Source organism: Mannheimia sp. E30BD (assembly GCF_041807785.1).
Taxonomy (GTDB): Bacteria; Pseudomonadota; Gammaproteobacteria; order Enterobacterales; family Pasteurellaceae; genus Mannheimia.
Genome location: NZ_JBGTYX010000030.1, coordinates 1 through 19,725, shown reverse-complemented (window position 1 = coordinate 19,725; position 19,725 = coordinate 1). Strand labels below are relative to the sequence as shown.

The window sequence follows — 19,725 nt, the reverse complement described above, 5'->3', positions numbered from 1 at the left end:
CACTTCTTCATTACTTTTGAATGTAATTTCGCCATTCAAAATTCGCATCAAAAAGACTTGCTCTTCTGAGGGGCGGTTATGTTCCACAAATTCAATTTTGCTGGTTGTACTCACTGGATTTTTGGCAAGTGTTATCATTGTATTTATCCTCGTTTTTCTTGATGAGTGCAGAAATGCTACCCTCATAACTTGGTAAAGCCAAAGAAAAATGTATACAAAATAATCTATACCTGTAAATAAGCACACTTATTTAAAGCTATGAGCTGATTAACCTACCTATTTAGCTCAAATAATGAGGCGAATATCTAGTTATCCTTGTGGATTTCTGCAATTAAATAGCGAGTGCTTCGCCCACCTTGATTAGTCTTTTTTATCAGCCCTTTTTCCAGTAAATCCGTTAAATGGCGGGTTGCGGTTGCTTTGCTGACTTTAGCAACTTTTTGATATTGAGAGGCACTAATGCCCAATTCAAACCCATTTTCTCCGCCATCTAACAAGCGGTTCAACACTTTCTTCTGTTCAGGACTTAATTGCAGCTCCCGATATTTCAACCAAAAGTGGCTTTTGAACAATGTGCGTTCAATTTGAACTAAACTCTGTTCAATGCTTTCTGTCAAGATATTCAAAAACCAATTTAGCCAAGAGGTTATTTCACGATCACCTTTTTGAGTTTGTTCCAACAAGCGGTAGTATTCTGCTCTTTTTTGCAAAATAGTGGTAGAGATAGCGTATAGGCGAATACTTTGTTGATCGGCTTGAGTGAGGGCTAAGTCAGTTAAGGTTCTTGCTAATCTACCATTACCATCATCAAACGGGTGTAAGGTAAGAAACCAAAGATGGGCGATTCCGGCTCGGAGCAGTGGATCGAGCGTATTATCCTCTCTACTTTGGTTAAACCAATCAATAAATCGATTTAGTTCTCCCTCTAAAATATGACGATGCGGGGCTTCAAAGTGAACTTTTGGTCTATCCAGCCTGCCCGATACGACTTGCATCGGCTCCTCACCACGTAGCTCGCCTGCTTTAATATGTGGCGTGTAATAGGGAAACAACCAACGATGCCATTGTGCTAAGCGTTCTTTACTCAAGGCTTCCTGCCAATTATCCAGTGCATCAAGCATAATATTGCTCACGCCTTCAGAGCGATCTGAAACAGGATAAGGAATATCTACCGAGATATTTAATTTTTTCGCAAGCGATGAACGCACAGAATAGGCATTCAAACTATCTCCCTCAATTTGTGATGAACTTAAAATGTTATTCAACAAAGTATCTAACGCCAGTTGCGAATCTTGATGCTTGATTTGAGCACTATATCCAATCAATTTACCCAACAATAACCAACAGCGACGTAACTGTGGCTCAAGTTGGCTTTGATTCCATAAAAATTCCGTCCAATTCGGATATTGCCATATCCATTTGTAATCATTGTATTGCATTGTATTTCTCCAAATGAGCTGAAAGTATAGCACATTCACCTCATTACTCGAGCTAAATAAGTAGATTAATCAGCTCATAGCTTTAANCCAAATGAGCTGAAAGTATAGCACATTCACCTCATTACTCGAGCTAAATAAGTAGATTAATCAGCTCATAGCTTTAAATAAGTACACTTATGACATCTACAACCGTGTGGCAACGAGAAGCTTTGACACAAATACGGAAAAAGAGGGTTTTGAGCGTAAGGAAACGTACCACTATAACAACCTCAATCAGTTGGTTAGAACTGATCGTGATACATTTGATGTAGGTGGGGATATTGATGCTTATGTTACTCATGAGCGTGATGTTTTCGGGCGTGATGGCGAAATTAAAACTTATTCAAATGCCTCTGGCGATTTGGAAAGCCATTACATAAATGAACGAGATGTTTATGGCAATATTTCTAAACAGACTATCTTTGGTATAGATGGGCAAATAACCCGTGTAAATAACTATACTCGTGATGCAAGAGGATTAGAAATTAAAAATGAAATAGATTGGAACGGGGATGGTATCTATAACGATTTGGATACCGTTATTATCAGTGTTCGTGATGATACACCGCAAGGAAACATCATCTCCCAGCTTCAATCCTATGCAGACGGCAGACCGGAAGTTTACACCATTTGGGGTTATGATGGTTTTGGCAGACATAATTCTACCCATTCAGACACTAACAAAAACGGTCAAATTGATGAAGGTGAAAGAGCTTCTAAAGTCTCTTTTGTTGGGGAGAGTACTTTAATAGATGTGATTACAGTGTATTCAGGTAATGAGTTACAGCACCTACAAAAAATACATTACAGCGATAATAATATTATATTGGGTAGTTTTTATTCTGATGCGAATAGTGTTTATCATACCCTTTCTTATAATGGTTATGGTGGAACTAGACGCTCTTCAACTGAAGACTTTACCGAGAGCCACTATGATGCGTTATTTAAGCAAATAGGCGGAGCGATTAAGACACTGAATATGTCTAATGCCAACTACCAAACCGACATTACGCTGGATAACAACGTGCTTGCGAAACTCACAAAATCTGAGTTAGTCGTAAACGGTGATGCAACCGACACTATCCGCCTGAAAGACAACACCGAGTTTACCCAACTCGATAATGTGACAAGAGGCAGACAGGAGTACGAGCAATACCAAACAGAGGTGGACGGTCAGCAATACACCTTATTGATTGACACCGACATCAACGTAGTATTGGCGTAGTCTCAGCCCTCTACAAGCGATCATTTTTTGCTGAAAATTTGCAAAAAAATGACTGCTGACTTTAACTCAAACCACCTTATAGATTTTTCTGTAAGGTGGTTTTTTTATATTGATAAATCTCTCACTTATTGTAAAATCCAATGTATCATTCAATGATACAAAAGTAAGGAAGACAATGAGAGTACAAGTTAAACAGTGGGGCAATAGCAAAGCTGTTCGTTTGCCGAAAGATTTTGCTCATTTAATGAATTTAGAAACAGGCGATTTTCTAGAATTAACTCAAATTGACCATCAAACAATAAAACTGGTTGTTGTTCCTCCCGTAAAAAGGCAGCGGCTTACGTTAGCAGAGCGAATTGCAATGACCTCAACTAAAACGCTCCCAGCGTGCGAAGAATGGGATTTACTTGAGCCAACAGGGAATGAAATCTAATGAAACGAAGTCAGTTTAAACGAGGCGATATCATTACAATATGCCTAAACCCTGTGGTAGGTAAAGAAATTGAGGGCGAACGCCGCCCTGCGTTGGTTTTAAGCGACAGCGAATTTCACAATTTAGGCTTTATGATGATAGCTCCCATTACACAAGGTAATGCAGCGTTAGCCCGTGAAAATAGCTTCGCCGTTACTCTAAGTGGTACAGGCTGTGAAACACAAGGCGTTATTGTGGCTTATCAAACAAGGGTCATTGATTTTATTAGTCGAAGAGCGAAAAAGGTGGAAAGCGTCCCTCACTATATTCTTTCCGAAGTACAAGATATTGTAGAGGCGATTTTAAAGGATTGATTAGAACATAAAAAACCTGTTACCGATTGGTAGCAGGTTTTTGTTTAAACTAAGCCGCTTTAACGGTTGGTACAAGCTCAATATTAAGAGCAGCTAAGATTTTCACAATGCTCTCAAAACGAGGTTTTTTGCTTGATAGAGTTTGGTATAAACTTTCTCTAGCTATATTCGCTTTCTTGGCGAGTTCGTTCATCCCTTTAGCCCTCGCAATCGTATTTAAGGCTTGGATAAATTCTTCTTCATCGCCATCTTTCAATACTTCAGCTAAGTAAAGGGCAATAAGCTCATCGCTTTTTAAATATTCCGCCGCATCAAAGGTTGATATTTCCCCTTTAAATTCAGTATGTTGCATAACTATTCTCCTTGTTGCAATTGTTGATAATTTCGCCAGAATGTTTTGGCTGTTGCAATATCTTTTTCTTGGCTATCTTTGTGTCCACCCTGAATAATCAGATAAATCGTCTTGCCTTTTTGGGCATAATAAAGCCGATAGCCTTTATTTATCATTATCCGCATTTCCATTACACCATCGCCCAATGCTTTACAGTCGCCAAAATTGCCTGATTTGGCTCGCTCCAAGCGTCTAATGATAGTAATTTTAGCTAGGGGATCTTTTAGTTTGTCTAGCCACTACTTAAATTCTTCTGTTTGTTCTATTAGATACATTATTCCCCTCCCCAACAACTAAATTGTAATGTTAGCATTACAAAAAGGCAATGCTTTTATCTATATAAGCTAATCTAATAACAAAAAAACCTGCTACCAATCGGTAGCAGGTTTTGTTTTATCTTAAGCGGTGTTTTGCAAATTTTCAGCAAAAAATGACCGCTTGTAGAGGGCTGAGACTACTCCAATACTACGCCAATACTACGTTGATGTCGGTATCAATCAATAAAGTATATTGCTGACCGTCCACTTCGGTGGTGTATTGTGCGTAATCGTTGCTGCCACGTTTTACGGTTGCGTCCAACTTAGTGAAATCGGTATTGTCTTTCAATCTCACTGTGTCGGTGCTGTCGCCGTTAATCGTGAAAGTAGCATTCTTGCTGATTTTAGCGATAACATCGTTATCAACCGTGATGTCTGTACTTGCTCTTGCATTGGTTAGGTTGATTTGGATAATTTTGTTTTCGTAATTATCCAATAACGCACGCCATTTTTCAGAGGTGTAGTCATCTTTGGTTGAATAGTGAAAGCCTGCTGTACCATAGACTAAAGTAGCGTCAGATTTGGCAACATTTTCGGATAAGTGAGCAATGTGTGTACCGCTAATACCTACATCTTGGTAAATATATTTCCGTATTTGATATAGGTGCTCTTGTTTATCTCCGCCACGATAATCCTCAATAATATCAAAAAGATTTGTGTTGCCTATATAAGAGTATTTGTTCAATACTTCATCGCCATCTAACGTCTTGTTGTCGTTTCTATCAGCATAGCTAGTCAATCGTCTGCCAAACTCATTATACTTGTAGTAGTTATGATTTTTGCCTGAAGCACCATCTGCATTTACCCATTCATCGATGCGCTCAGCGTAATTACTATTCAGGTTCTGGTCGTAGATGAGGGTTTGTTTCAAATCACCAACATCATAGATGCCGTTGGCATTTTTGTCTTCATAGAGTGTTTTAAGTCGACCAAACTCATCACGGGTATTGCTGTTGATAAAGCTCTTATTAGTTTCAGATGAATAGTTAGTCACTTTAGTTTGATAACCGTACTCATCATATTCATACTCTCGTTTCCAAATTAACGTACCATCTGCTTGGTAGTTGCGAATGACTTTATCACGACCAAACTCGTCTCTTTCACGCACCATTCGGCTATTCACATCGATAGCATCGCCTAAGATATCTTCTTTGGTTTCGATTAATCTACCGTAGTTATCATAGCCGTAAGTTTCCTTACGCTCAGTACCTTCCTTGCCTTCAGAGAAGTCAGTATCAAACTCCCTCGTTGCCACACGGTTGTAGATGTCATAAGTGTACTTATTGGCAGCAGATTGTTCAAATTTTCCGCTTTCTTCAATTTTCACTTGTGAACGGTCTTCTACTTTTTGGCGACGTTTGTTGTACACGTTATCGGTTATGTTGGTAAACTTATCAGCCCCCGCTTCTCCCGTGTTATTGGTGCGAGTTTGGACTACGTTACCGTATTCGTTGTGGGTGTTTTCCACAATTCTGTCGATACCGTTTACCGTTACTTCTTTGCCATTGAGCATAATCGTATGAGTATGACCTGTCGGGTTCGGTTTGCCGTTGCTTAACACATCATTATTGGTGTTGTCATAACGGGCAATTTCACGTCCTAACGCATCACGCACATAGTAGCTTACGCTTTCAGCGTGGTCTTTACCGTCTAGGTTGCTTGTACGCTCGTAAACTCGGTTGTTTCCATCGAATTTGTGCTCGTAGTAGCGTTCAATGCCGTGTACGGTACGACCATCTTCTAAGGTGTGAGTTGTACCTGTTACCTGTTTTTCACCTTCAAGCGTTAGCGTCGTGTCGTTATCAAGGTTTTGATATTCGCCAATACGGTTACCGTTTGCGTCTAAGTCGTAGTAGTACACTCGGTCGAAATCGCCTTTCGCATCAAGGTTGAAGCGTTCGGTAATCACACGGTTTTGGTTATCACGCTCGTAAGTGGTGAAGTTGTCAATGCCTTCTACTTCACGACCATCGTTTAAGCGAACCGTTTCACCTGTTTTCTCTTTGAGAGCAACACCGTCTTTCATATCGTTATCACGGTTGTAATAAATTCCGCTTAATTGACCGCTTGCTTTGTCCACATCACGGTATTCCACTTCTTCAAACTCGCCTTTTGCATCAAGGTTTCTGTTGGTTTGAATGTGGTGGCCGTTTTCGTTGTGTTCGTAGGTTTCATAACGGTCAATACCTTTCAGAACGCGACCATCGCGAAGCTCAATCGCTTAGTCTTGGTCTTTATTGCCTGTGCCGGTGTTTTTATCGTTATCTAAATCAGTGTAACGACCTTTCTCACGTCCGTACTCATCACGGTCGATGTAAATCACTTCTTCAAAGCCTGTGTCGTTTTTCAACTCTTCTCCGCCGTCACCCGCATCTCTCGCATTTAAGTTACGGTTGATTTGAATTTGCTGACCGTTCGCGTTGTATTCATAGGTTTCAAAGCTGTCGATACCTTTGAGTTCAACCTGTTTGCCATCAATTTCAACAGTAATTGCTTTACCTGTCGAATCGATACAGTCGTTGTTGAATTATATCGCCACCCTACGACCGTATTGGTCTAATACGAGGTAAGTGGTTGAGTTAGCTTCGCCATCGCCTGTGTTATCCACATCAATCTGTAAGGTTTGACCTTTAGTGTTACGACCGAAGGTTTCAATTCTATCGATACCTTTGATTGGCTTGCCATCATGGTCGAACGCCGCTTTACCTGTGGCTTCGTTAGCGTCGTTATCCACTAACAACTCAGTACGGTTGCCTAAAGCGTCGAACTTCTGATAATGGATCTTATCGGCAGTGCCGTCGGCGTTATTATCGTAGTCGATTTGCACTAGACGTCCATAGTCGTTATATTCATATCTCTCAATAGTATCAATGCCTTGCACTGATTCGCCATTGATTGAATGACGCATTCCTGTCGCTGCTCCGTCAGTATTTGTGTACTTAGCTGTTGCTATATACTCTGTTACTGATTTGTCATTTACCATGTGTGTGATCGCTTTATATTCATAATATTCAGCCTTATCAACACCGCTAATATCGTTAGGTAAATTATCTGCAGTCACTCCTTTTGGATCGTTATCGTATTCAACTTTGGTTGGATTGCCGTTAGCATCATAGGTGTATTTTTCAACACGGTCGATGTTGCCATCTGCATTATCATCAAAGAATACTAGCTCTTTTAGACCTTTATCGTTATATGTTAGATACTCTTTTGCATCGTCAGCACCTTTGGCGTCGTTGTTATATGCAATTTGAGTTTCTAGCATTACATCTTTAATTACTGTAGAGCCGTCCGCCAGTTTAACTTCCGCTTTACCAGGTTTGCTTGCTTCAACTGTTTCGTATCTGTCAATGCCATTGTATACCTTGCCATCAACACCTTTACTTGTAACCGATGAACCTGTGCCTTCTTTAGCATCTAAGTCATATAAACGTTGTTTTACATTACCCTCTGCATCGTAAACATAGTACACTTTTTGGTCTGGATTTGTTGGCTCAACTTTTGAGTCTTTAACAGAGTCAATTTTAGCATTTCCACCACCAATATCTTTTGCCTCTAAGTAAGTGTCAATTTGAGTTACTTTAGCATCGTTAATAACTTCTTTCGTTACTGCGTGTAATGTTACAGGTTTATCATAGGTTGCAACTTCTGCTTTATCCACAATACCATCATGGTTGATATCGTAATAGGTATATACTTTGTTGCCGTCTACAACAATTTCTGTTTTTGGATCTGATAAATCCGGTAACGCAACATTTGTTGGTTGAGATTCATTACCCGCTGCATCACTTGCAGTAACATTAACGTTTTCAGTTGGTAGTTCTGATGGCATTTTAACCGTAAAGTTACCATCTTCATCTGCTTGAGTTGTTGCAATCTCTTTACCATCCGGTGTTTTTACGCTGATAGTTGAGTTTGGTTCTGCTTTACCTGTAATTTCGCTACCATTACTGTTTGGTTTTACCTCAGTTGGCGCATCTGGTGCTGTATTATCTGGCGCTGTAATCGTTCCTGTCGAAGTATTTCCCGCTGGGTCTTTCGCTTCTACATTCACTTTCTCGCCATTGTTTTTCGGTGGGTTAATACCTACTGTCGCTGTACCATCTGCACCTACTGTACCTGTACCAATTACAGTGCCTTTATCATCTGTAATCGTTACCGTTGAGCCTGGTTGTTGGTCTGTAACCGTTACCGTAGTACCGTTATCTGATACCGTTGTATTCTCATCTGTCGGTTTTGTCGGTGGCGTTGTATCTGGCGCTGTAACCGTACCTGTTGAAGTATTTCCCGCTGGGTCTTTCACTTCTACTGTTAACGTTTCACCATCAGTTTTCGGTGGATTTACCGGTACATTGTAGTTACCTTGCTCATCCGCTTTACCTGTACCAATTACGTTACCTTTGTCATCTTTGATCGTGACTGTTGAACCTGGCTCTGTTGTGCCTGATACAGTTACTGTGCCACTCGCTTTATCGCCTTGAGTGTTTGTATTTTCATCAGTTGGCTTCGCTGGTGGTGTTGTATCAAATGCTGTGATAGGTGTTGTGGTTGTTGTGCCAGTAACAGGATCTTTCACAGTTACATTGATGGTTTCACCATCAGTTTTCGGTGGATCTAGTGGAATATTGTATTTACCTTCACTATCAGCTACAGCTTCGCCCAACTTGTTACCATTTGCATCTGTAACAGTTACAGTTGCGTTTGGTTTAGTTGTACCACTGATTTCTTTACCGTCATCTTTTACAGTTGCAGTTGTGCCTTTGCCGTCGTTTTCAGTTTTTTCAGTTGAACCATCAGCTTTATCCGCAATAGTCGTTGAACTACCGTCCGGACGCTTAGTTTCAGTTGAAGTATTACCTTTGCCGTCGTCAGTCTTAGTTACAGCATTACCCTTACCGTCGGCTTCAGTTGTTGAAGTTGAGCCGTCAGTATTTTCAGTTTTAGACGTTGAGCTGCCATCAGGACGTGTCGTTGTAGTCGTTGTGCTATCTACATTGCCATCGTCATCTTTATCTGTGGTTTCAGTCGTTACTTTTATACCATCTGGGTTGTTAATTACCGTTGTTGTACTTTCTGGGTTACCATCTAGATCTTCATCTTTTTCCGTTTTAGTTGAAGTTGTTTTACCATCTTCGTCTTTTTCGGTTGTGATTGTCGTATCTAACTTGCCGTCGCCTGTAGTGTCTTTCTTCTCTACTGTTGTAGAAGTGCCATCAGGACGTTCGGTTGTTGTAGTTTGGCTATCTACTTTACCGTCATCATTTTCATCTTTAGTTTCAGTAGTTACTTTAGTACCATCTGGTTTAGTTTCAACTTTCGTTGTACTTTCTGGATTACCGTCTTGGTCTTTATCTACTGTTGTTGTAGATGAAGTTTCTTTACCATCTTTACCCTGTTCAGTTGTTGTAACTGTACCTTTGCCATCATCTTCAATAATTGAAGTTGTGCCATCTGGACGATTGATGATTGTCGTTTTGCTGCCATCATCGTGCGTCACTTCTGTGGTATCGGTTACATTGCCTTCTTTATCTTTTTCAGTTTTGGTTACTGTACCTTTTCCGTCATCTTCAGTTGTTGAAGTTGAGCCGTCTTGGTTTTCTACAGTTGTAGTTGAACTACCATCAGGACGTGTTGTTGTCGTGGTGGTTGTATCTACAGTACCATCATCATTTTTATCTTCAGCAACTGTTGTTGTAGTGCTACCGTCTGGGTTGTTAGTTACTGTAGTAGTGCTTTCTGCATTACCATCACCATCTTTATCAACCACCGTTGTAGTAGATGTTGTATTACCTTTTTCATCTTTTTCGGTTGTGATTGTAGTATCTAACTTGCCATCACCTGTAGTGTCTTTCTTCTCTTCTGTTGTTGAAGAACCATCAGGACGAGTTGTGGTAGTAGTTTGACTTTCCGCATTACCATCAGAGTTTTCGTCTTTGGTTTCGGTAGTTACTTTAGTACCATCAGCATTAGTTTCATCTTTGGTTACACTTTCAGGATTACCATCTTTCGGATTAGTATCTACGACTTTTTCAGTTGAGGTTACATTGCCGTCTTTGTCTTTATTTTCAGTCTCAGTCGTGCCTTTACCATCGTCTTTAGTCGTTGAGCTAGATCCGTCCGGATATTTAGTCTCAGATGTTGAACTACCATCTGCATTGGTCTGCTTCTCAGTAGTTGATGTTACTTCACCATTTTTGTCTTTTTCGGTTGTATGTGTAGTTGAACCACCTTTGCCGTCTGGTGTAGTTGTGCTTTCAGTAGTACCTGTTACGTTACCGTCGGCATCTTTGTGTACACTGTTAGAGGTTGAACCGCCTTTACCATCTGGAGTGGTTGTAGTTTCAGTTGTACCTGTTTTGTTGCCGTTTTCATCTTTGTGTTCAGTAACAGAAGTAGTAGAACCATCTGGTTTAGTAGTGCTTTCAGTTACACTATCAACTACACCATCAGAGTTTTCATCTTTGATGATTGTTGTTTTAGTGCTGCCATCAGCCTGTGGCTCAACTTTAGTTACAGTTTCAGGATTACCATCAGTTGGAGATAAATCAACAGCTGTTTCCGTTGAAGTTACTTTGCCGTTTTTATCTTTCTCAGTTGTAACTGTGGTGTCTTGTTTGCCATCACCATTAGTATCTGTTTTGGTTACAGTTTTGCTCGTACCATCTGGGTATTTAGTTTCAGATGTTACATCACCGTTTGGCTTGGTGTTAGTTACCGTAGTTGCAGTAGTTTTACCACCTGCATCTTTCTCTACTGTTGTTGCTGTTGTGCTACCATCTTTGTTTGGTTTAGTTGTGGTAGTTGAGCTTGTACCATCTGCATTTTTCGTTGTAGAAACAGATGATCCGTCTGGTTTAGTAACTGTTGTTGTAGTATCAGTTACATCACCATTTGAATCACGGTTTACCGTTGTGGTTGTACCTTTACCGTTATCGGTAACTGTTGTACTTGTACCGTCTGGGCGAGTTGTTTCCGCTACTGATGAACCATTAGGCTGTGTTACTTTAACGGTTGTTTCAATCTCTTTGCCATCTTTGTCTTTATTAACAATAGTAGCAGTAGTTGAACCATCTTCATTTGGCTTAGTGGTTGTAGTTGTGGTTGAACCATCAGGGTGTTTAGTTACAGATGTAGTTTCACCGTTTGGCTTGGTAGTTTCTGTCGATGTTGTACCATCAGCTTTGGTATCTTCTTTGGTTGAAGAGCCATCTGGGTTCTTAGTTTCTGTTGAAGTGTTACCTTTGCCGTCATCTTTAGTTACAGAAGTTGTACCATCAGCTTTAGTTTCTTCTTTAGTTGAAGAGCCATCTGGGTTCTTAGTTTCTGTTGAAGTGTTACCTTTGCCGTCATCTTTGGTTACAGTAGTCGTACCATCAGCTTTAGTATCTTCTTTGGTTGTAGAACCATCTGGTTTTTTAGTTTCTGTTGATGTGTTGCCTTTGCCGTCGTTTTCAGTTTTTACTGTTGTGCCGTCAGCTTTGGTTTCATCTTTCGTTGAAGAGCCATCTGGGTTCTTAGTTTCTGTTGAGGTATTACCTTTTCCATCATCAGTTTTGGTTACAGTTGTGCCTTTACCATCATCTTCTGTGGTTTTGGTTGAACCGTCAGCATTTTCCTCTTCTTTAGTTGAAGAGCCATCTGGGTTCTTAGTTTCTGTTGAGGTATTACCTTTTCCATCATCAGTTTTGGTTACAGTTGTGCCTTTACCATCATCTTCTGTGGTTTTGATTGAACCGTCAGCATTTTTCTCTTCTTTAGTTGAAGAGCCATCTGGATTCTTAGTTTCTGTTGAAGTATTACCTTTGCCGTCATCTTTGGTTACAGTTGTTGTACCATCAGCTTTGGTTTCTTCTTTTGTTGTAGAACCATTTGGTTTTTTAGTTTCTGTTGATGTGTTGCCTTTGCCGTCGTTTTCAGTTTTTACTGTTGTGCCGTCAGCTTTGGTTTCATCTTTCGTTGAAGAGCCATCTGGGTTCTTAGTTTCTATTGAAGTATTACCTTTGCCGTCATCTTTGGTTACAGTTGTTGTACCATCAGCTTTGGTTTCTTCTTTTGTTGAAGAACCATCTGGGTTTTCAGTTTTGGTTACTGTACTATCTACTTTACCATCATCATTTTGATCTTTGGTTTCAGTAGTTACTTTTGTACCGTCTGACTTAGTCTCAGTTTTAGTTGTTTCTTCTGGATTGCCGTCTTGATCTTTATCAACTACTTTTTTAGTAGAAGTTACATTGCCGTTTTTATCTGTTTCAGTAGTAACAGTGGTATCTTTTTTACCATCGCCTGTAGTATCTGTGCTTTCTACAGTCGTTTTGCTACCATCTGACTTAGTGGTAATTTCAACTGATTTATCATAAACACCATCATCTTTAGTGCTTTCTTCTGTAGTTACTGTTTTGCTACCATCTGGATTAGTTTTGGTTGTAACCACTTTTTCAGGGTTGCCATTACCATTTGCATCAGTTTTGCGAATTTCTTTCGTAATTTGACCGCTTGCATCATGCTCAGTAATGACTTCAGTATCTAATGTACCATTGCCATCAGTATCAATACGCTCAGTTGTTGTTTTTGGTTTATTCACTGTTGCAGATTTGTTGTCAGAGCTTGATTTATCTCTTCCTGCAATAAAAATACCAGCTAATAGTGCAGCAGATGCACCAATTACTTCTGCAGTATATGATTTTGCACCTACTGCAGCTGCAGAGGCTTCGCTTTCTGATAGTAATAGAATGTCGTTAGGTGATGAGCTTAATGATGAGTAAGCATTACCTAGCATAGAAGCTGTTTCTTCGGCACTTAGTTCTTTGATGCCCACAACTTCACCATTATCACTAATAGTTAATTCTGTAACTTGGTTGTTACCTTCGTTTGTTAATAACTCAGGTTTATTTGGGAAATAGTTCTCTAAAGTAATAACACTACCATTTGCTAGATGTACTTCTAAGTTATTACCTACTTTTACTGTTTTCTTAATAGAAGTAGCTTTAACAGGCAATACTACTTTAGCAGATTGTCCAACATTAATATTCATATAAATTCCTCATTCTGATTATGAAATTTTCAAGACGTTTTAGTCTTAGTAATTATGAAAATATCTCATAATTTTTAAATTATGCCTTAGCCACACTTTTAGCATTAGCATTAGCATACTACATTCTATAATAAAAATTATAGGAAGGCTATTAAATAACCTTGTTCCATTATAGGTTTTACATTTCCTGACAAATTTGTAAAATAAAACGCTATTTTTTAAATGAATAACTGAATATAATTAGCCATTTATTATTTTACTTTAATTAAATTGTATCCATTTCTATGAAAAAACTACTCTTATTGGTTAGCTCTGCCACTTTTTTAAGTGCTTGTAGTAGCCAAAATCAACATAATTTCGAGGTTAGTGGCCAAGCCTGTTCAATTTGTAGTGCTGATGGCGGTAATTCATCTGCTAGCCTTCCTGTAAGTACACCTAATACAGTTAAATCTCCATCGCTACAATCTCAAGGTTATAACTCTTTCTTATCTATTATTAATTCCGCTTTAGAATACAATCAAAATGTATCTTCATTGCCAAGTGTGATTGAGCAACGAAAAGCAGAAGCAGAGATTATCCGCAAAAATAACTGGCCTTCTATTCGCCCTGTTGCCCGTTATTCAAGCCAAACAAGCCCTTACATTGGTGCAAATGCAAGTTATACATTATGGGATTTTGGCTCTGCAAAACATAAAGAGAAACAGGGCGAGCTTGGGGTGGATAACTCTCAATTAGAATTTTTTATTGAAGAGCGAGAAGTTATTGCTTCAACTGTTGAAGCGGTAGTTAAAATTTCTTCATTGGTGGAAAATAGCAAACTATTGAGTTCTTCTATTGCTTCTATTTCTAAACTATCTGGTTTGGCGGATGTGCGATTTGAAGCAGGTATGTCCACCGCTTCAGAATCTAACACATTAAATTTGAGATTGGCTGAACTTAAATCTGAGTTAGACGCTATTAATATTGAAATTGCGTTAAATTTGGATTTACTCTCAGCAAAATTGATGTCGCCAATTACATTAAATGATATTCCAAGTTTGTATAGTATCACTTCACAGATTTTACCTGATTTGGGTAATGAATCTCTGCAATTAAGACAAGCTGAAATCAATAAAGAGATTGCTTATGCTCAATTCCAGCAAGCCGAAAGCGATATTTATCCACACTTAGTTTTAGAGGGCGAAGTTGGTAAAGCAACCAATGGTAGCTCTGTTCACACTGTAGGTGTTTCATTCCAATTACCTACTTCTGTGTTTGCTCGTTCTGCAACAGTAAATGCGGCTGAATCTGCTTATAAAGCGGCAAATCGTAAAGTTACTCAAATTGAAACTCAGTTAGAAACCGAAAATAAGCGAATTGAATTAGAGACTAATCGTTTAAACAATAATAAAAACACCCTTTTAGGGTTAGAAAAGAAAGGAATGAGTGCGATAGGTGTATTTGATTCTGAGTTTGAAGCAGGCACAGCGACATTGTCTGATGGTTTATCTGCTCATAGAACATTACTTCAAACTCGTCAGCAATTAATTTCGCTACAAGCTCAATTATTAAACTTGAAAGCAAGCAAAATTCGTATTACGAATGGCTCTATCTTTAACACATCAGAGTAGAAAATGGATAATAAGAACGTAACACCTAGTTGGCATTTAACTTTACCTGAAGCTATTAAAATTCAGGCAAATCATATTGGAGTTGAGCTGGTTGCTGATGAACTAGCCGAACTCAACTCTTTTAGCGAAGTTCAGAATAACCCTCGATTTAGTGAAGATTTTCAATTAAATATTAGTTTATCTGATAAACACTTATTAAACTTGCCTGTACCTTGCATTGTTGAATTGAAAAAAGAAAACTCTCAATGTAATTATGCGGTTATAACTGATATTAACTCAACAAATAATATTATTTCTTTTGCTTCTATTAATTTTGGCGAAACCATTGAGTTGAAAAGCGATGATGTGCTTGCTTCAATCAACTTACCTGCTCTGCTGATTAGAAAGCAAATTGATAGAATTTATTTAGAACAATCTATTCCTGTTGAAAAGAAACATTGGTTTTGGTCTATCTTCTCTTTAGAAAAAGGCGTATTTACCAAAGTATTAATTGCTACGCTTTTTGCCAATATTTTAGCATTAATTACCTCTTTCTTCTCGTTACAAGTTTACGACAGAGTTATTCCTAATAAGTCTGAAGAAACCTTATGGGCATTACTTATTGGGGTTATGATTGCCTTTGCATTAGAGGCAACGCTTAGAATTATTCGTTCGCATTTATTAGACTTTAGTGGTAAGCGAATTGATATTCAAGCAACTAGCTTGTTACTACGTCGCTTACTAGGCTTGAGATTGAAAAATGAAACACCAACGCCTAACCATTTAAGCCAAATGATGCGAGATTTTAACTCAATCCGTGAATTTTTTACCGAAGCGGCTGTTGGTTCTTTGGTTGATATTCCATTTGTGTTGTTATTCATTTTTGTTATTTATGCGATTGGCGGTAATGTTGTTTGGGTTTCTATTATTGCAATGTTATTTATGGTTATTCCACCTATTCTATTTAGAAAGAAAATGATGAATATCGTAAAAGAAACATTAGGCTCACGCACCGCAGCTAACCGTTTATTTAACGAGGTAAGCTATCAATTAGATGTGATTAAAGTGACTAAATCACAACGTTTCTTTACGCAACAATGGGACGATATTAGTGAGATTATTGCTGATATTTCAATGCGTCAGCGTGCTTTAGTGTCTCATTTAACTCAATGGGCTGCTAGTGTTCAGCAAATTGCTTATGTATTAACGGTATCAACCGCCGTTTATTATGCGTTTGATGGCAAAATGACAATGGGTGCAATTATTGCAATGAGTATTCTTGTTTCTCGTACTCTTGCCCCTGTTGCTCGTTTAAGCTCGCTTTTAATTCGTTGGGCTCAAGTCAAATCTTCTTTAAAAGAGCTAGATTTAATTGCGGAGTCAGAGCAAGACGATCCTGTTGAGCAGCAGAAATTACGTCGTCAAAATATCAACGGCTTCTTTGAATTAAGAAATGTGATTTATCAGTACGATAAAGATTCTAAACCTGCATTACAGGTGCAAAATCTTGTGATTAGACCGGGCGAGAAAATTGGTATTTTAGGACCAAATGGTTCAGGTAAATCTACTTTCTTACGTCTTTTATCAGGTTTACAATACCCTAACTCAGGGGAAGTAAAAATTGATGGTATTGATATCCGCCAAATATTTAGTAACGATATTAGAAATGCTATCTCGGTGGTTAATCAGGAAATTCAATTATTTAGCGGTACGTTAAGACAGAATTTAACCTTTAATAATCCGAACATTAGCGATCAGAAAATTATGGGTGTGTTATCTCAAACTGGGTTAGCCAACTTTTTAACCTCTCACCCACACGGTTTAGATTTAATGATTAAAGATGGCGGTAGAGGTTTATCTGTTGGGCAAAAACAAAGTGTTCAGCTTGCCAGAATGCTGTTAAGTGATAGTAAAATTTTATTACTTGACGAACCAACCGCAAGTTTAGACCCAAATATCGAAGGTTCTATCATTAATACCTTAGCGAATTTCTCTAAAGATAAAACCTTTATTACGGTTACACATCGAATGCCAATTTTAGCAATGGTTGATCGTATTATTGTGATTGCCGATGGTTACGTGATTGCTGATGGTCCGAGAGATGAAGTATTAAATAGAATTCAAAAGGCTCAAAACAATCAGCCAGAACAAAATAATTAAGGTTGGAATATGAGAGATTTAACAAAAGAAATTAAACCACCTAAAAAAAGTAATAAATTACTTTGGGTTATTGTGTTTTTATTGAGTGCATTGCTAGTTTGGTCATATCTAACCCAATTTAGCCGTGTTGTGAGAGCAAATGGTAAAGTTGTGTCTCACGAAAGAACACAAATTGTACAAAACTTAGAGGGTGGAATTTTAATTCAGCTCAATGTGAGCGAGGGGGATAATATAGAAACTGGCCAAGTATTGGCAGAACTTGATACAACAAGATATCAAGCTCAGTTAGAAGAAATTGAGAAAAAAATCGCTACTTTCACATTAAGAAAATTAAGATTACAAGCAGAAGCTGAAAATGCAAAAAGTTTTGCTATTCCAAAAGGTTATCAAGAGGCTTATCCGGATCTCGTTGATGCAGAAAGAAGCCTACTTTCGACAAAGGTGGAAGAATACCTTACGAGAGCAAAAAACTATGATTCTCAAATTTCTTTAAAACAGCAAGAGTTAAATAATCTTTCACGATTTGAAAATAGTGGTGCTGTACCCAAAAGAGATATCCTTGCACAACAACAAGCTCTCAATAATATCAGAACAGAAAGAGAAAATTACTTTTCTGACACACACAAAAAACGAGCTCAAGAGCTATCTGATGCAGTATCACAATTAGCCTTAGCGAATGAAAGCATTAAAACAGTGCAAGATCAGCTAGATAGAGCAACGATTGTTTCGCCTTCAAGCGGTACTGTAAACCAAATTCACTTCAACACCATTGGTGCGGTAGTAAACCCTGGACAAACTATTTTAGAAATTGTACCAAATGATGGGAATTTGTTAGTAGAAGCTCGTGTAACGCCGAAAGATATCGGTTATGTTGTGCCTGATATGAGAGCTTCACTCAAATTAACCGCTTATGATTATAGTATTTACGGTACTATGCTAGGAAAAGTGGTTAAAATTGGTGCGGATACCGTGCCTGATAAAGAAGATAGAAATGCTCCGCCTAGTTATGTGGTTTCATTAGAAATATCGCCTGAATCCTTGCAACAATGGAAAGAAAAAGGATTGGAGATCCGAACAGGTATGGTGGTAGAAGCAGAATTAGAAGCTGGTCATATGAGAATTATTGATTACATCTTTAGACCAATTCTAAAAGCACGAGATGCGTTAGCAACGATTTAGTTTATACAAAACCACTTCCTTTGATCTGCACCCCAAAAGTTGGACTAAATAACCAACTGATTAAGGTGCAGATTTTTTTATGACTAAATACAACCAATCTTTCAAACAACAAGTGATCGAATTTTACCTTCAAGCCGGGAAAAATCACTCGCTTACTCGTCAGCATTTTCAGCTGGAGAAAAGCACATTAAGACTTTGGGTTAACCAATATCATCATTATGGTTTCAATGGGTTAGCTGTTTTAGGTAAAAAGCAAACTTACTCCTCCGAATTCAAATTATCTGTGATACAAGCGGTTAAAAACGGGCAATTTTCTACAAAAAAAGCCGCTTTGCATTTTGGTATTCCTTCCCCTGCTCTTATCAGCCAATGGTTGCAAGCCTTTGAGAAACAGGGCATAAACGGCTTATTACCTAAAATATTGAGAAAAATATGGACAATTAACCATAAAAAAGTCCAAGCGATAATGCAAAAATTGGGGTTGAAAGGGAAATGCAAGTACCGAAAATATCGCTCGTATCAAGGCGAAGTGGGTCGGATTACAGAAAATCGCTTACAGCAAGATTTTAATGCGACAAAACCCAATGAGAAATGGGGCACAGACATAACCGAGTTCAAATGTGCGGAAGGTAAACTTTATTTATCACTGATTAAGGACTTATTTAATGGCGAAATTATCGCCTATGACTTGGCAGAAACCCCGAATTTTGGGCAGATAACTCGAATGATGAATCAAGCGGTGGCAAGGCTTGACGGTTCAACACCGATATTACATTCCGACCAAGGTTGGCAATATCAAATGTTAGGTTTTCAGACAATTTGCTAACAAAATGGCATTAGACAAAGTATGTCAAGAAAGGGAAATTGCTTGGATAACAGTGCAATGGAAAGCTTTTTCGGGCGACTCAAAACGGAGTGTTATTTTGGTAAGCGGTTTAACACGCTTGCTGAGCTTAAACAAACTATTCAAGAGTACATTTATTACTACAATAATGAGCGTATTCAAGTGAAGCTAAAAGGACTGAGTCCTGTGGAGTACAGAACTCAGTCCTTGAATTAGAGCAGTCTAACTTTTTGGGGTCAGAACAATTAAGCCTGCCCCCACTTTTTCTTCTTTTTCCCACACAATTTTTAAACCGAAATTTGGGTTCTTTTTCAAGTAATCTAATAACGATAGGTGGCTGTTAAAAGTAGCATCAGCACGTTTTTGTTGAATTAACAGTAAGCCTTGAGCCATACCGTCAATCGGTACGATGTCTGCACCGTTTTCACGGACAATCTCACCATAGTTTGAGCTTAAGTTTTGGGCGGTTTTCACGCCTTTTACATCAGCAGGGGTTTTGATTTTAGTTTCATCTTCACGCACTAATAAGGCTGCACCGTCCCAGCTGTAAGATTCGGACTTATCAAATGTTGCTCGACGTTCTGGGCTGGTTAAAGCCACTTGGTTTGCCACGAGCAATCAGCCGTTCATAAAATGCCTTGAACTTCGGTTCGTGTTGGCGGGCGACATTCGCCGCATTATAAAGTACGTTTCGTACCGCTTGTCGCCCACCCGAACAGCGACTA

General features: G+C 38.7%; 11 protein-coding genes and 3 pseudogenes. 7 read left to right on the top strand and 7 right to left on the bottom strand.

Annotated features, from left to right (window positions below; genetic code table 11):
* Positions 1-305: 305 nt before the first annotated feature.
* Positions 306-1,439: a Fic family protein gene (locus tag ACERCG_RS11455; RefSeq protein ID WP_373612193.1), complete on the bottom strand. Its 1,134-nt coding sequence runs from the start codon at positions 1,437-1,439 to the stop codon at positions 306-308.
* A 193-nt stretch (positions 1,440-1,632) separates the two neighbouring features.
* On the opposite strand from ACERCG_RS11455, the gene ACERCG_RS11450 reads away from it, so the two are divergent.
* The 3 genes from ACERCG_RS11450 (at position 1,633) to ACERCG_RS11440 (ending at position 3,489) form a co-directional block, all read left to right on the top strand.
* Positions 1,633-2,703 (top strand): hypothetical protein, encoded by a 1,071-nt coding sequence (locus ACERCG_RS11450; RefSeq protein WP_373612192.1) that lies wholly within the window; start codon positions 1,633-1,635, stop codon positions 2,701-2,703.
* Between the two features lie 175 nt (positions 2,704-2,878).
* The gene (locus ACERCG_RS11445) at positions 2,879-3,136 is read left to right on the top strand and encodes an AbrB/MazE/SpoVT family DNA-binding domain-containing protein (RefSeq protein WP_373612191.1); all 258 of its coding nucleotides are present in this window, start codon (positions 2,879-2,881) and stop codon (positions 3,134-3,136) included.
* Positions 3,136-3,489: a type II toxin-antitoxin system PemK/MazF family toxin gene (locus ACERCG_RS11440; protein ID WP_373612190.1), complete on the top strand. Its 354-nt coding sequence runs from the start codon at positions 3,136-3,138 to the stop codon at positions 3,487-3,489. Before ACERCG_RS11445 ends, ACERCG_RS11440 begins: the two co-directional genes overlap by 1 nt.
* 49 nt (positions 3,490-3,538) lie before the next feature.
* Here the strand turns inward: ACERCG_RS11440 and ACERCG_RS11435 are convergent, their stop codons facing one another.
* From ACERCG_RS11435 to ACERCG_RS11415, 5 genes and pseudogenes are all read right to left on the bottom strand, one after another.
* A complete protein-coding gene (locus ACERCG_RS11435) occupies positions 3,539-3,841 on the bottom strand; it encodes an addiction module antidote protein (protein WP_373612189.1) in 303 nt (100 codons plus the stop codon).
* 2 nt (positions 3,842-3,843) lie between these two features.
* Positions 3,844-4,107 (bottom strand): annotated as a pseudogene (locus ACERCG_RS11430) (type II toxin-antitoxin system RelE/ParE family toxin); the annotation flags it as partial.
* Between the two features lie 238 nt (positions 4,108-4,345).
* Positions 4,346-6,292 (bottom strand): hypothetical protein, encoded by a 1,947-nt coding sequence (locus ACERCG_RS11425; RefSeq protein WP_373612188.1) that lies wholly within the window; start codon positions 6,290-6,292, stop codon positions 4,346-4,348.
* 126 nt (positions 6,293-6,418) lie between these two features.
* The gene (locus ACERCG_RS11420) at positions 6,419-6,547 is read right to left on the bottom strand and encodes a hypothetical protein (RefSeq protein ID WP_373612187.1); all 129 of its coding nucleotides are present in this window, start codon (positions 6,545-6,547) and stop codon (positions 6,419-6,421) included.
* Positions 6,548-6,724: 177 nt separating this feature from the next.
* Positions 6,725-13,228, bottom strand: coding sequence for an Ig-like domain-containing protein (locus ACERCG_RS11415; protein WP_373612186.1), 6,504 nt, complete (start codon positions 13,226-13,228; stop codon positions 6,725-6,727).
* 284 nt (positions 13,229-13,512) lie between these two features.
* Here ACERCG_RS11415 and ACERCG_RS11410 point away from each other — a divergent pair, with 284 nt between their 5' ends.
* From ACERCG_RS11410 to ACERCG_RS11395, 4 genes and pseudogenes are all read left to right on the top strand, one after another.
* Complete coding sequence (locus ACERCG_RS11410) at positions 13,513-14,838, top strand: TolC family protein (protein WP_373612185.1); 1,326 nt, start codon at positions 13,513-13,515, stop codon at positions 14,836-14,838.
* 3 nt (positions 14,839-14,841) lie between these two features.
* A complete protein-coding gene (locus ACERCG_RS11405) occupies positions 14,842-16,977 on the top strand; it encodes an ATP-binding cassette domain-containing protein (protein WP_373612184.1) in 2,136 nt (711 codons plus the stop codon).
* 9 nt (positions 16,978-16,986) lie between these two features.
* Complete coding sequence (locus ACERCG_RS11400; RefSeq protein ID WP_373612183.1) at positions 16,987-18,156, top strand: HlyD family efflux transporter periplasmic adaptor subunit; 1,170 nt, start codon at positions 16,987-16,989, stop codon at positions 18,154-18,156.
* Between the two features lie 79 nt (positions 18,157-18,235).
* Positions 18,236-19,216, top strand: a pseudogene (locus ACERCG_RS11395) (IS3 family transposase).
* 27 nt (positions 19,217-19,243) lie between these two features.
* On the opposite strand, the pseudogene ACERCG_RS11390 reads toward ACERCG_RS11395, so the two are convergent.
* A pseudogene (locus tag ACERCG_RS11390) lies at positions 19,244-19,615 on the bottom strand (amino acid ABC transporter substrate-binding protein); the annotation flags it as partial.
* Positions 19,616-19,725: the final 110 nt, after the last annotated feature.

Bases quoted from the DNA above. Each gene is read 5' to 3' on its own strand.
- ACERCG_RS11410 (WP_373612185.1), top strand. From the start codon at position 13,513: ATGAAAAAACTACTCTTATTGGTTAGCTCTGCCACTTTTTTAAGTGCT.
- ACERCG_RS11455 (WP_373612193.1), bottom strand. From the start codon at position 1,439: ATGCAATACAATGATTACAAATGGATATGGCAATATCCGAATTGGACG.
- ACERCG_RS11435 (WP_373612189.1), bottom strand. From the start codon at position 3,841: ATGCAACATACTGAATTTAAAGGGGAAATATCAACCTTTGATGCGGCG.
- ACERCG_RS11445 (WP_373612191.1), top strand. From the start codon at position 2,879: ATGAGAGTACAAGTTAAACAGTGGGGCAATAGCAAAGCTGTTCGTTTG.
- ACERCG_RS11415 (WP_373612186.1), bottom strand. From the start codon at position 13,228: ATGAATATTAATGTTGGACAATCTGCTAAAGTAGTATTGCCTGTTAAA.
- ACERCG_RS11440 (WP_373612190.1), top strand. From the start codon at position 3,136: ATGAAACGAAGTCAGTTTAAACGAGGCGATATCATTACAATATGCCTA.
- ACERCG_RS11400 (WP_373612183.1), top strand. From the start codon at position 16,987: ATGAGAGATTTAACAAAAGAAATTAAACCACCTAAAAAAAGTAATAAA.
- ACERCG_RS11405 (WP_373612184.1), top strand. From the start codon at position 14,842: ATGGATAATAAGAACGTAACACCTAGTTGGCATTTAACTTTACCTGAA.